Here is a 13,826-nt window from a genome sequence, read left to right on the forward strand (position 1 = left end):
CCCCTGAATTTTTGAATTTGAATACCTTTGGTGCAAAGCGATCCACAATAAACAACGTGAATCGCTTTGTCACCTTTTATCGGTTAAATTCGGGGTACAAAGGTCGTAAGTGGATGCTTACGAAGCAGCTTTCTAGCGAAAGCTTTCAGCTTACGCTTCTCCAGACTATTTCCGCCTGCTCCGCCTATTATTCACCGGACTTCTAAAAGCCGCTTTTTGAAAGCTCATTTTGAATATGTGGAGGGGCCGTATGTTACTTGTCAAACGCCGATTCAAGCTGACCATCTATCCGAAGATCGTCTTCGTCTTCCTGCTGGTCATCGTCCCGCTTTGCACGCTCAGCTTGTTTATTAACCAGAAGGGAAAGGAGAGCGTGCGCGAGGAGCTGTCCAAACAGATGGAAGCCAGTGTTCAGAAATTCATGGACTCGTTCAGCACGGAGATCGACCGGATGAGCAAGCATCAGCGGGAGTTTATTGACGACAAGGATTTGCAAAGCATCAGCTTCGGCGGTTCCGTGCTGGACAGCTACGAGATGACCCAGCGTATTCTGAAAATCCAGGAAAAGCTGTCGATGATCCAGATTTCCAGCGCCCTGATCAGTAAAGTAAGCGCCTATATTCCAACCATTAACCGGGTGATTTCCTCGCAAAATATAATAGCCGATCTGCCGGCGGACGAATACGGCATGGTGGTGAAAGCTTCCGCTACAGGGGGAGCGGCTATTGTGGAATGGCAGAGCCGCCTGTTTATTGTCTTATCCTATCCCTATTACGGCTTCTATGACAAAGAACCGTCCTACGCGCTCAGCATCGAGCTGAACGTCGATACGATCAGGCATGAGCTGTCGCAGTTCTCCACCTACGGGAACGGGGGAGCGATTCTCTGGAACCGCAACCAGAACTGGTCGCTGGCCAGCGGCACGGACAATACTCTGAATGAAGCGATCCAGGCCTCCTATGAACCTCCGGAAAGCAAGCTGGGCGTCTATCCCTACCATTACGACAATGACCGCTATCTGATTTCCTACCGGACCGGGGCGGAGAAGGATCTGTCGCTTGCCGTCTATGTGCCGGAGGAAGAGGTGCTGGGGAAGCTGTCCGCTTACGGCAGCTGGTTCTGGATGCTTTCCATTATTTCGATCGTCGTTATTTTCATATTCTCGGCCTGGATTTATCGGGTGATTCACCGTCCGATGAGCCATCTCGTCCATTCTCTGCGCAAGGTGGAGAAAGGGGTCCTGGAGAAAATGCCGGTCACCAGGAGAGGCGACGAATTCTCCTATCTCTATACGCAGTTCAATTCCATGGTCGATCAGCTCAAGGTGCTGATTCATGAGGTCTACGAACAGAAGATCCGCTCGCAGAGCTCGGAGCTCAAGCAGCTCCAGTCCCAGATTAACCCCCATTTCCTGTACAACACGTATTTTACGCTTTACCGGCTAGCCAAGATGCATGATATCGACAAGGTGATCCTGTTCTGCGAGCATTTGGGCGAGTATTTTCAATATATTACCCGCGGCGCGGCCGAGCAGGTTCCGATGACGATGGAGCTTGGGCATGCCAAGTCCTATACGGATATTCAGGGCATCCGGTTCTCCAGCCGCATCGAGGTGGAATTCGACCCGCTGCCGGAGGACGTGGCTGACCTGCCGGTGCCGCGGCTGTTCCTGCAGCCGGTTTTGGAGAATGCGTACAACCATGGGCTCGAGCATGTTGTTCGCAACGGAAGGATCGCGGTATCCTTCGAGGCGAATGAGGCAAGCTTTATCATTCGCGTTGAGGACAGCGGCAGGGCGCCGGATGATGCCGGCATGGAGGAGCTCCGGCGCAAGCTTCGCGTCCGCGACGATCAGATGGAAACGACGGGACTGATTAATGTGCACCGCCGCATTCAGCTTGTCTTCGGCCAGGAGAGCGGCATTACCCTGGAGCGAAGCGCTCTCGGGGGACTGAAGGTAACGATATTGATAATTCGCGGCCCCAAGAAGTCATAAGAAGTCAACATATGTGCAATTGTGAATCTGTCCGTTTGCCGCCGTATTCCGCATAATGGGAGATGTAGAACAATACAGGATCCGACAGGGGGATTAACATTGAAAAGCGCAAAGAGGTTCAAGGGAACGCTTGCAGTCCTGCTCGCTTGTATGATGGTATTGATAGCGGCTTGCTCGAACAACGGCACAAACAATCAAGAGGGAGCAGCTGCCCCGCCAAGCGGGGAAGAGAATACCGGCAACGCCGAAGCGACTCCTCCGGCAGATCCCATGGCCAAATACGACCCGCCCATTGAATTGACAACGGTTGCATTCCAGATGGAGAACCCGGTCTATCCCCAAGGGGACGATATTGACCACAATGTATGGAGAAGGGAATACGAGGCCCAGCTCGGCATTAAAGTGAAGAACCTGTGGGTGGCCAGCAGCTCTCCCGAGGTCAGAGACCAGAAGATGAGCGTGGCGATTGCCTCGGGCAATCTGCCGGACATCATGGACGTGTCGGCGCGTGAGCTGCAGATGATGATCGACGCCGATATGGTCGAGGATCTGACCGACGTATTCGATCAATATGCTTCGGATGCCGTGAAGGCCAACCTGAATTCCAATAACGGCATTATGATGCAGGCAGCCACCAGCAATGGCAAATTGATGGCCATTCCCAATACGACCTCGGGCGGAGGCACCGATGGAGCGCAGCTGGTGTGGGTCAGGACGGATTGGCTGGAGAAGTTGAATCTTGATCCGCCGAAAACGATGGAGGATGTCATCAACATCGCGCGCGCTTTTACGAATGACGATCCCGACGGCAACAACAAGAAGGACACGTTCGGACTTGCCATCGGCAAGAATGTATATGACGGATTTGCAGGCGTAGAAGGCTTCTTCGCCGGCTATCATGCTTACCCGTACAGTACGGATGTGACGATGTGGCAGAAGGATGAAGCGACGGGCCAGCTGGTCTACAGCAGCATCCAGCCGCAGGTCAAGGAAGGGCTGATTGCTCTGAACAGCATGTTCAAGGAAGGCTTGATCGATCCGGAATTCGCCGTCAAGGACGGTACGAAGGTTGCAGAATCGGAAACCTCTGGCAAGATTGGCCTGCATTTCGGTCAATTCTGGAACGCTTCCTGGCCGCTCAACGATCTGAAGCAGCGCGACAAGAATGCCGAATGGATGCCGTATCCGCTTGTATCGGTTGACGACCAGCCAGCCAAGGCGTATATTCCACAGCCGGTACCGGCCCATTTCTACGTCGTCAAGAAAGGCACGGAGCATAAAGAAGCGATCGTCAAGATGCTGAATTTCTACTACGAGAAGATTTACGGCGAAAATGCCGAATCCTCCAAATATCATACGATTACGGAAGGCGACAAGAAAATTCCGGTATTCGGCGGCGCAGTGATCCAGACGTTCACGATGGATACCAACATCAACGCGCATGAGCTGGTGACCGAGGCTTTGAAAACCGGCGACACCTCCAAGCTGAACGAGGAGTTCAAAGGCTACTATGACCAGATGAAGGAAGCTACGGCGGGCACGAATTTTACAGGCTGGTATTTGAACCCGATCTTCGGCGAGAACGGCGCGTATGCCATACTCAAAACCTACAACGAGAACGACCGGGTCGTATCCAATGCCTTTTACGGGACGCCTACGCCAACGATGGTCGAGAAGGGCTCATTCCTTAAACAGCAGGAATTCGAAACCTTCATCAAAATCATCATGGGAGCCGCCTCGCCGGATGCGTTCGATAAATTCGTCGGGGACTGGAAGCAGCTTGGCGGGGATCAAATCACCCAAGAAGTCAATGAGTGGTATGCAGCAAGCGATGCCAAATAAGATCAGGCTGCTCGAAGGGGAGGGTCATCCCTCTCCTTATTGCTTTGGACAGGAGGACCGAATATGAAAATTCCGCAGTGGAAAAAAGAGCTGCCGCTTCATCTCATGGTATGGCCGGCTCTCGCACTAGTGCTCGTATACAGCTACGGCCCGATGCTGGGCATCATTATCGCTTTCCAGAAATATTATCCGACGCTCGGCTTCCTGAAATCGGAGTGGGTCGGTTGGGACAACTTCGAGTACCTGTTCCATCTGCCTAATATCTGGAGCGTTGTGGGCAATACCCTGTATATTTCCGCGATGAAAATCATTGCTGGACAGGTTGTTCCGATTGCGGCGGCGCTTGCGCTCAACGAAATCCGCGTACGCAAGTTCAAGCGTTCCGTACAGACGCTCGTTTATTTGCCCCACTTCCTGTCCTGGGTCATTCTGGGCGGAATCATGATTGATCTGCTGTCCCCTTCAACAGGGATCATCAATCAGGTCATGGGAATGTTCGGTCTTAAGCCGGTCTTCTTCCTGGCCGACAACAACTGGTTTCCGTTCGTCCTTGTGATCTCGGACGTATGGAAGGAATTTGGCTTCAGCACCATCGTCTACCTGGCTGCCTTGACCGGCATTAATCCCGCTCTCTATGAAGCGGCTGTCATGGACGGCGCCAACCGGAGAAGACAGACCTGGCATATTACGCTGCCTGGAATGATGCCTGTCGTAATTCTGCTCGCTACGCTGAGCATGGGCAATGTGCTCAATGCCGGCTTCGATCAGGTATTCAATCTGTACAGCACGGTCGTATACGAATCCGGAGATATTATCGATACCTTCGTTTACCGGCTGGGGCTGCTGGACTATCAATACAGCGTCGCGACAGCCGTGGGACTGTTTAAATCCATTGTTTCCCTTATTTTCATAGCGGGGTCTTACTTTCTCGCTTTCCGGTTCGCCAACTATCGTATTTTCTAGCAGCAAAGGGAGGGGTGCGACTTGGTTGAGAACAAGACGCTCAGTCAAAGAATTTTTACAATCGGCAACTATACCGCACTAAGCCTGCTGGCGCTGCTTTGCATATTTCCGCTGGTCCATATTCTGGCCATCTCATTCAGCTCCAGCAGTGCGGCCACGGCGGGCCAGGTCGGTTTGTGGCCGGTCGATTTTACGGTCAAATCCTATTCGTTCGTCGTCAATGAGCCGGCTTTCCTCAAATCCTTCATTGTGACGCTGAAGCGGGTGGCGCTGGGCGTATCCTTGAATATGCTGCTGGGCGTACTGGTCGCCTATGCCCTGTCCAAGGAGGTCCGGGAATTCCGCTTTCGCACCGTCTATGTATGGACCTTCGTCATTACGATGCTGTTCAATGGCGGACTTATTCCAACGTACGTGATTGTGCAGAAGACGGGTCTGATCGACTCGATATGGGCCTTGGTTATCCCGAGCGCAGTCAATGTGTTCAACATTATTCTCATTCTGAATTTCTTCCGCGGACTGCCGAAGGAGCTGCTGGAGGCATCCTTCATCGATGGAGCTGGCCACTGGAAAACGCTGCTCAAGGTCGTCATTCCCGTATCGATGCCGGTGCTTGCTACTGTGACGCTGTTCTCCGTTGTTTTTCAGTGGAACGAGTGGTTTACGGGGCTGATTTATATGAATTCCCCGGATAATTATCCGCTGCAAAGCTATTTGCAGACCGTCATCGTGACCAAGGATTTCAGCCGTCTGACAGTCACCGATCTGACCCTGCTGGGCCAGGTGTCGAACCGGACGGTCAAAGCGGCGCAAATCTTCCTCGGAACGCTGCCGATCCTTCTGGTTTACCCGTTTCTGCAGCGGTTTTTCATCAGCGGCATTGTGATGGGAAGCGTGAAGGAGTAGCGCAGCCTGCCGGACAAGAGGACTCGAAGCAAGCGGGTTGCCTGGAGCGTGGTGCTGCCTGGCAGCCCCTTTTGCTTTGATATAGGGCAAGACCGGCAAATTGGATGGCACCGTGATACTTTAAAAGCGACAGCTAAAGTCCGGTGATTAACGGGCTGAGCAGGCGGGAGCCAGATTATTTCACTCGCATTATACAAGGGAGATGATGGATAAGAATGGAAGAGAACCGCAAATGGCAGGCCAAATGGATCTGGCCGCAGGCTTCCTCTCAGGAGAATGCCTCCGGGAATAATGAACCGCAGATTGCCTGTTTTCGCCGCAGCTTTCATGTTCCCGATAAGAATAATGTCCGATTGACCGTGAGTGTTTCGGCCGACAGCCGCTATCGCTTATGGCTGAACGGAGAAGCGGTTTCAAACGGGCCGTGCAAAGGCGACATGAATATTCATTATTATGAAGTCGTTGATGTGACAGATAAACTGTTGGACGGCCGGAACGTATGGGCCGCTCAGGTAATTCATTATGGGGGGCATTCCGGCCCGGCATCCGTATGGCGGTCGGATATGGGCAGTTTCCTGCTGGATGGCTGTCTTGAGAATAATGATGGGAATCGGCTTGAAGATGTCAGTACGGATGGACGCTGGCAGGCGCTGTGTCTGGAAGCGGGCGCTTTCGCCTTTGAGAAGGAGACGTTCACGCTGTTTATCGGCGGAGGGGAACGCGTCGACGGAGCCAAGCTGCCGATTGGCTTCGAGAACAAGGAGTTCCCGGACGGACATTGGCCCGCAGCCGTGGCGGTCAGCGATGTGCTGGACCCCATGTACGGACAACTGACCCGCTGGCAGCTGACAGAGCGGACGATTCCGCCCATGCGGGAAACCGTAAGGACATTCACCCGGATTATGCAGGGCAAATGCGGGGAACGAAGCTGGGCGGAGGGAGAATCACCCGACAGCTTGGCGGGTTTGGCGCTGCCCGCTGGAGGACGGCTCACGGTGGAGCTGGATACCTCGCGGATGACGAGCGGATTTTCGCGTGTGGCTTTTTATGGCGGGAAGGGGGCCAGGGCTTCCGTTCTGTATGCCGAGTGCTACGAGCTTCCGCCGGGCGCGGACGGTTCAAGGCGCAAGGGTGTCCGGGATCAAATGGAAGGAAAAGCGCTCTACGGCTTCGAGGATCACTATACGCTGGCTGGAAGCGGCAACGAGCCGCTGTCCTCCACCGAGATGTATGAGCCGCTTCACCGGCGCGGTTTCCGCTTCATCCGTCTGACCCTTCAGGCAGCGGATGAGCCGGTTGTTTTGGCGGGGGTCGATTATCGTCAGAGCGGCTATCCGCTGCAGGAGCTTGCCGGCTTCGACAGCTCCGATGCCACTCTTCGTCCCCTGTGGGAGATCAGCCTGAATACGCTGCGGGGCTGCATGCACGAAACCTACGAGGATACGCCTTATTATGAGCAAATGCAGTATGAGCTCGACAGCCGTCTTCAGGCTTTGTTCACGTATTCCGTCAGTGGGGATGACCGTCTGGCGCGCAAAACGATCCGTGACTTTCACAGCTCACTGCTTCCCGGCGGCATGCTGCAGAGCCGGTATCCTTCTGTTTCGAGGCAGGTTATCCCGGGATTCGCTTTGTTTTGGCTGATGATGGTTTATGACCATTACAGCCACTTCGGAGATCCTGCGCTGGTGAAGCGGTACCGTCCGGGTATGGATGCCGTTCTTGGCTGGTTCGAGGACCGCCGAGACGAGAGCGGGCTTGTCGGACAGATTCCGGAGGGCTACTGGTCGTTCGTCGATTGGACGATGGAGTGGAAGGATAATGCCGGTGCGCCGCAGGCTGGAAGGTCGGGTCCCATGACGGTATACAGCCTGATGTATGCGGATGCGCTTGTCAAAGCGGCGGAGCTGAATGAATGGACCGGGAGAAAGGATACCGGAGCGGAATACCGCGTCCGGGCGGAAACCATCCGTGAAGCGGTCCGCCGGCACTGCTGGTCAGGGGAGCGGAAGCTTTTCCGCAACGGCCCTTCCGTTGAAGCCTACAGCCAGCATGCCCAGCTATGGGCGGTTCTCTCCGGTACGGTCGAAGGGGCGGAGGCCCGGGAATTAACGGAGCGCATGCTTGACCGCAATGCGGCAGCAATGGCGAAGGTATCCAGTGCCATGTCCTACTACTTGTTCCGCACTCTTGCCAAGACGGGTCTGTACGAGAAGACTTTTGAGCTGTGGGATATCTGGCGGGAGCAGGTGGATCTGCATTTGACGGCCTGGGTGGAAGATCCCGTGTCGGAGCGCAGCGATTGTCACGCATGGGGGGCTCTGCCCTTATATGAATTCCCAGCGGAAATTCTGGGCGTCAAGCCGCTGAAGCCGGGTTTTGCGGCAATCGAAATTTCGCCTGTTGTGGGACCTCTGCGCTGGGCAAAAGGAAGCGCCTCGACTCCCCATGGGCTTGTGGAGGTGGAGTGGAGACTCGAAGCGGATCAGTTTACTATCCGGATCAACGCGCCAGCGGGCATCCCTGCAATGATCCGCATGCCTGTCGGCGAGATCCGGCATGTGGAAGATGCACGATCGCTGGAATTGGCGTGCACATATAAACGAGCAGACCTTGACAGAAATGGAGCGGACGAACAATGAATGTGGGAATTGCTTACTATCCGGAGCATCATGGCAGGGAGCAGTGGGCGGTCGATTACCGGAAGCTGATTGATGCCGGGATCACATCGATCCGGATCACGGAATTTGCCTGGTCCAGCCTGGAGCCGCAGGACGGGCAGTATGACTGGAAATGGCTGGACGACGCTATCGATTTGGCCGGCGAATCCGGCATCGGGGTAGTGCTCTGCACGCCGACGGCTTGTCCGCCGGTCTGGCTGGCAGAGAAGCATCCGGAGATTCTGCCTGTCCACAAGGATGGCCGGACAGTAGGCTTCGGCGCCCGCCAGCACCGCTCATATTTTTCGGATCAATATGTGAAATATTCGCTGCGCATCGTGGATTTGATGGCGCAGCGTTACGGCAGTCATCCGAACGTCGTCGCCTGGCAGCTTGATAATGAATTTGGCGGCGAAACCAAGTACGATTACGGAGCATGCGCGAAGCAGGCTTTTCATGCATATTTGGCCGAAAAGTATGGAACGATCGAAGCTCTGAACGACAGCTGGGGGACGGCTTTCTGGTCCCAGCATTATCACAGCTTCGGCCAGATTCCGCTGCCGGGGCCTGTAAGCTCCGATGTGATGATGTGGCATCATCCCAGTCTGGAGCTGGAGTTTGCCCGGTTCTCTTCGGACGGCATGGTTCAATTCGCGCGGCTGCAGGCACGGGCCTTAAGGCCGTATATCGGAAGGCGACCGATTACGACCAATGCCTTTATGTTCAGCTGGGGCGATAATGTCAATTGGGCGGAGATGTTTGCCGAGCTTGATGTGGCAGGCATCGATATCTATAGCAGCAAGCCTTATGAAATTGCCTTTTACTGCGATGCGAGCAGAGGGGTGCTCGCCAAGCCGTTCTGGATCATGGAGTTTGGAGCAAGCTCGCCGGAGCTGGAAGCGAAGCTTATGCTCGTTCAGGGGAGGGGCTGCGAGAGCTTCTTCCTGTTCAAGATGAAGCCTTTTCCATGGGGACAGGAGCAGTCCAGGGGCGGTCCCGAGCTGCTGACGATAACCGGGGAGCCGGGCCCGAATTATGAGGCGGTGCAGCAGTATATCATCCAGCATGGCGCAGACACAGAGCTGAGTGTGGCAAGCGGTGCAGCCCCGGCGAGGATAGGGCTGTATTATCATTTTGACAGCTCCTGGTGCTACCAGCTTTCGGTCGGAGACCGGCTGAATTACACGGATTATACGGTCAATACCGTGTACAAGACGTTATATGAGGCTCACACCGGACTGATCGATATTTTCTATTCAGCCGGTCAAATCGGTCAGCATGAGCTGATCGCCGTGCCGCTTCATACGATTTATGACCCGCTGCTGGAGAAGCGCCTGATTGCCTATGTGCACGCTGGCGGCAAGCTGATCGTGACAGCCGATCTGTTCCGTAAGGATGGCAGGAATGTCTATCTGACAGAGGTTCCGAGACTGTTCAGGGAGCTGCTCGATTGGCATGAGAACAACTTTGTCACCGATGGCATCCCGGAGCGGCGGGCTGTATATTTGACACACAAGAGCGGACAAGGGCAGACCTGGCTGCTGGCCAGAGACGCATCGCAGAAAGAGTGGCTGGAAGTAATAGAGACAGCACTGGAAGCTTAATATACAGGAGGAACAGACATGCAGCGCACAGCTATTGAACTGCCCGGGTGGCAGTTTCAGATTGACCAGAATGATAGAGGCGAGAGACAGGAATGGTTCCAGCAAGCCTATGACAAGTCAGGCTGGATGTCCGTTCAGGCTCCCGGGCCATGGGATTTCTATCAGGAAGCCTTCTGGGGTTATGAGGGAATCGGCTGGTATGCGGCAGAAATATCGGGGGAGCTGGCAGAACCCCATTCCCTGCAGCGGATTGTTTTTAACAGCGTCAGCGGTCATGCGCGCGTCTGGTTGAACGGCATCTATCTGGGCGAGCATCTCGGACCTTATTTGCCCTTCGAATTTGTTGTTTCACCTTATCTGCGGACGGACGGCAGCAATCAGATTGTCATCAAAGTGGACAATGTCCATCGCGAGGAATGGCTTCCCGGCGGCCGGGTCGTGGAATGGATTCAGTACGGCGGGATTCTGCAGAAGGTTGCTCTGGAGACAACATCTACGGTTTATGTGGCATCTCTTGGCATCCGCACCTCTCTCACGGAGACCGGAGCCGCTCTTGTGCACTGCAACGCGGAAGTGGTGAACGGTTCAAATGATGCGTTCGAGGGTGAACTGACCATTCAGATCAAGGGTGCTGGACTTGACTCCAATCGGCCTGTACATGTCAGCTGCCTTCCCAATAAAGCGGTCATCGTATCATGGGAATGCGGGCTGGCAGATCCGCAGCTATGGGAGCTTCACAGCCCGCATCTGTACAGCCTGCAGGCGATGTTGTCGGCGGACGGAACTTCCCTGGATGAACGGGAGGCACGCTTTGGCATCCGAACGGTTGAAACGGCGGGAAACACGATTTTGCTTAACGGCAAGCCGCTGATCATCAAAGGCGTCAATCGCTATGACGAGTATGCCGGCTATGGCCCAAGCGTCCCGGAGGAGCTGATCCGCGAGGACTTGCTGAAAATCAAGGCCATGGGCGCGAATCTGGTGCGCGTCCATTATCCGCAGGCCCCTGTTCATCTGGACATTATGGATGAGATCGGTCTGCTGTATATGGCGGAAATCCCGCTGAACTGGTGGCTGTCCGAATGGGATGACCGCCCGTATATTCCAGAGGTTATCGACAAAGCGCAGGCCGCTCTGGATGAGATGGTCAAGCGCGACGGCAATCATCCTTGTATTATTGCCTGGAGCATGTGCAACGAGTCCGGCACGAACAGGGAGGTCGGAATCGCGGCGATGCGGAGGCTGATCCGCAGAACGAGGGAGCTGGATACAACGCGGCTGGTGACGTTTGCGACGACGGGCTCGGGCGGGCATCATGCCTTCGAGGAAGCCGATCTGGTGTGTGTCAATTTGTATTACGGCGTGTTCTTCCACCGCAGGCTTGCTTTTGATATTTCCGAATTCGACGAGGTTGTGAGAATCCCGACCGAGGAGCATTTGCGGGAAACGGCCAGCCAGTATCCGGATAAGCCCGTGTTGATGTCGGAATTCGGCACGCATGGCATTCTGGGACTGCGGGGTAATGAGCGTTTCTCCGAAACGTACCAGGCCGCTTATCTGGAGAGCGTGTGGCGGGCCATCGGGAACGCCGGAATTCAGGGCGGAATCGTATGGAGCTGGGCCGATTATTATCACCGCCGGGATTTCTACGATTCGGATGGCGGCCTGAAATGGAGCGCTCCATATGGCCCCTTTGGCGTAGTCACGATTGACCGCAAGGAGAAGGAAGGGTACCGGACCTTATCGCGATTATTTCATGAGAAATAGATGCGGCGGATTGACGAAAGATTGAATTAGCTTGAGAAGTAGAATTCAATTTGAAAGGCGTATAATTTTAATTTGAAATATGAAGCTGGAGGCTGCCGGAGCTTGCAAGAGTGAGGCGGCTTTTTCTATGTTTGGGAATTATGCTCCTAAGAGGGATGGCTAGCTCATGCAGGCGGAGATAACCGAATGATAGAAGGATGAGAGCGGGTAGTTCGGCTTCCATTAATGTGTCGGTTGTCGGCGTTTTTAGGCACCATCCTGCTTTTTAGACAAATAATTGACTTGAAGATTGGCCTGAATCGCGATATATTAAGGAAAGGAGTTTATTATATAGAAATTGGTTTATTATAATAAACCTACAGGTGAGAGGCGATCAGGTGACAGAGGAACGAAAGTATTGGGTGCCCGCTCTGGAGAAAGCGGACCGCGTATTGTCCGTCGTATCGCTTGAGCCCGGGAAATACAAGCTGATTGACCTGTCCAGGCAGCTCGCCATCAACAAAAGCTCCATGTTCTCGCTGCTGCACACGCTGGAGACGTTGAATTGGGTGAAGAAGGGTGCCGACGACACCTATTCGCTCGGCGAAGCCATCGCGGTGCTGGGGTCCTCCTTGGTCAAGCAGTTCGACCTGAATGACCGGTTTCAGAGCGAGGCTGCGGGAGCTAGGGACCGGCTGCAGGAGACGATCCAGTTAGCCCGGCGGATTGAGGATCACATCCTGTATTTGGGCAAGGTAGAGGCGCTTACGCCGGTGCGGCTGCAATCCGAGCCCGGCATGCGTCTGCCCGCTCATACGACGGCTTTGGGCAAAGTCATGCTCGCCCAGCTGCCCGAAGCGGAATGGAAACGGCTTTATCCCGAGAGAGCGCTTACCATGCAGACTCCGAACACCATCGGAGACCGCGAGAAGCTGTTCCAGCAGCTCAGGCAGATTCGCCAGCAGGGTTTTGCGCTTGATGATCAGGAATCCGTTGTAGGGTTTCGCTGTGTGGCAGCCCCGATCTATAACATTGTCGGCGATACGATTGCCAGCGTCAGCTGCTCCATGCCGCTTCATCAGTGGGAGTACAAGGCGGCAGACACCAAGCGGGAGATCGTAGATTTGGCAAAGCGGCTCTCGGGCCTGAATTAGCAGGGCACGGGACTTGCTCCCGGAATTGAAGTGCTACATTTCTGCGGGTATCCGCAGACATTAGGAGGTATTCCACATGAGACTGAAAGACAAAGTCATCCTCATCACCGGTTCGGGTTCGGGTATTGGCAGAAGCACAGCGCTGCTTTTCGGTCGTGAGGGCGCCAAAGTTATTGTCAACGATCTGAACGCCGGGCATGGCAAGGAAACGGTTCAGGGAATTGAAGAAGCAGGCGGCGAAGCGATTTTCATCCAGGCCGATGTGACCAATCCCGGCGAAGTATCGGCCATGGTGGAGCAGATTATTGCCAAGTATGGCCGTATTGATGTGCTGTTCAATAATGCCGGAATCAGCGGCGTTGGATTGCTCCATGAAATCGAGCCGGAGGCTTGGGACAAAGTCATGAACGTCAACATCCGCGGCGTGTTCATCCCCAGCAAGTATGTCATCCCGCATATGATGGAGCAGCGCAGCGGTTCTATTATCAACATGTCTTCGTGCATCGCCGAGGTCGGGCTTGCCCGCCGGGCATCCTATGCGACGACCAAAGGAGCGGTGCTTGCCCTGACCAAGTCGATGCAGGTGGATTATGCCCCTTATAATATCCGTGTGAACGCACTGCTTCCGGGTACGATTATGACGCCATTTGTTGAAGATTATTTGAAAAAATCGTACGACGATCCAGCCGAGGCGATCGCCGGACTGAAGAAACGCCAGCTCAGCGAAGAGCTTGGCCGTCCGGAGGATGTGGCCCAGGCCGCGCTGTTCCTTGCCTCTGACGAATCCAAGTTTGTCATGGGGTCGCCTCTCTATGTTGACGGAGGAGTCGTATTCGGCAAAAACGCTTAAGAGGAAGTTCAAAAAAAGCCCCCGATTGATCACGAAGCAGACTCGGGGAGCATAGTCGACATCGAATCTTGCGTTCGCCTTCGAAGTGCGGTGCTCATGTAGGTT

9 protein-coding genes are annotated in these 13,826 nt (G+C 54.5%); all 9 read left to right on the top strand.

The annotated features are described in order from the left end of the window. Positions 1–250: 250 nt before the first annotated feature. The gene (locus AC0YOA_RS30750) at positions 251–1,996 is read left to right on the top strand and encodes a sensor histidine kinase (protein ID WP_475789866.1); all 1,746 of its coding nucleotides are present in this window, start codon (positions 251–253) and stop codon (positions 1,994–1,996) included. A 99-nt stretch (positions 1,997–2,095) separates the two neighbouring features. Then, positions 2,096–3,838 carry an extracellular solute-binding protein gene (locus AC0YOA_RS30755; RefSeq protein ID WP_475789867.1) on the top strand — a complete coding sequence of 581 codons (1,743 nt, stop codon included), beginning with the start codon at positions 2,096–2,098 and terminating at the stop codon, positions 3,836–3,838. Positions 3,839–3,901: 63 nt separating this feature from the next. Further along, the gene (locus AC0YOA_RS30760) at positions 3,902–4,801 is read left to right on the top strand and encodes an ABC transporter permease (RefSeq protein WP_210037391.1); all 900 of its coding nucleotides are present in this window, start codon (positions 3,902–3,904) and stop codon (positions 4,799–4,801) included. A gap of 21 nt (positions 4,802–4,822) precedes the next feature. After that, positions 4,823–5,707 carry a carbohydrate ABC transporter permease gene (locus AC0YOA_RS30765; RefSeq protein ID WP_475789868.1) on the top strand — a complete coding sequence of 295 codons (885 nt, stop codon included), beginning with the start codon at positions 4,823–4,825 and terminating at the stop codon, positions 5,705–5,707. 215 nt (positions 5,708–5,922) lie between these two features. After that, entirely contained in the window at positions 5,923–8,349 is a 2,427-nt protein-coding gene (locus AC0YOA_RS30770) for an alpha-L-rhamnosidase-related protein (protein ID WP_475789869.1), read from the top strand. Beyond that, entirely contained in the window at positions 8,346–9,971 is a 1,626-nt protein-coding gene (locus AC0YOA_RS30775) for a beta-galactosidase (protein WP_475789870.1), read from the top strand. The genes AC0YOA_RS30770 and AC0YOA_RS30775 overlap by 4 nt, the downstream gene beginning before the upstream one ends. Before the next feature lie 18 nt (positions 9,972–9,989). Beyond that, positions 9,990–11,738 carry a glycoside hydrolase family 2 protein gene (locus AC0YOA_RS30780; RefSeq protein ID WP_475789871.1) on the top strand — a complete coding sequence of 583 codons (1,749 nt, stop codon included), beginning with the start codon at positions 9,990–9,992 and terminating at the stop codon, positions 11,736–11,738. Between the two features lie 377 nt (positions 11,739–12,115). Beyond that, the gene (locus tag AC0YOA_RS30785) at positions 12,116–12,871 is read left to right on the top strand and encodes an IclR family transcriptional regulator (RefSeq protein WP_475789872.1); all 756 of its coding nucleotides are present in this window, start codon (positions 12,116–12,118) and stop codon (positions 12,869–12,871) included. A 76-nt stretch (positions 12,872–12,947) separates the two neighbouring features. Beyond that, positions 12,948–13,721, top strand: a complete 774-nt coding sequence (locus AC0YOA_RS30790) for an SDR family NAD(P)-dependent oxidoreductase (protein ID WP_475789873.1) — start codon at positions 12,948–12,950, stop codon at positions 13,719–13,721. Positions 13,722–13,826: the final 105 nt, after the last annotated feature.

This window comes from Paenibacillus sp. JT22N12, assembly GCF_056269365.1.

Coding starts and splice junctions, on each gene's coding strand:
- AC0YOA_RS30770 (WP_475789869.1), top strand. CDS start 5,923: ATGGAAGAGAACCGCAAATGGCAGGCCAAATGGATCTGGCCGCAGGCT.
- AC0YOA_RS30775 (WP_475789870.1), top strand. CDS start 8,346: ATGAATGTGGGAATTGCTTACTATCCGGAGCATCATGGCAGGGAGCAG.
- AC0YOA_RS30790 (WP_475789873.1), top strand. CDS start 12,948: ATGAGACTGAAAGACAAAGTCATCCTCATCACCGGTTCGGGTTCGGGT.
- AC0YOA_RS30750 (WP_475789866.1), top strand. CDS start 251: ATGTTACTTGTCAAACGCCGATTCAAGCTGACCATCTATCCGAAGATC.
- AC0YOA_RS30780 (WP_475789871.1), top strand. CDS start 9,990: ATGCAGCGCACAGCTATTGAACTGCCCGGGTGGCAGTTTCAGATTGAC.
- AC0YOA_RS30760 (WP_210037391.1), top strand. CDS start 3,902: ATGAAAATTCCGCAGTGGAAAAAAGAGCTGCCGCTTCATCTCATGGTA.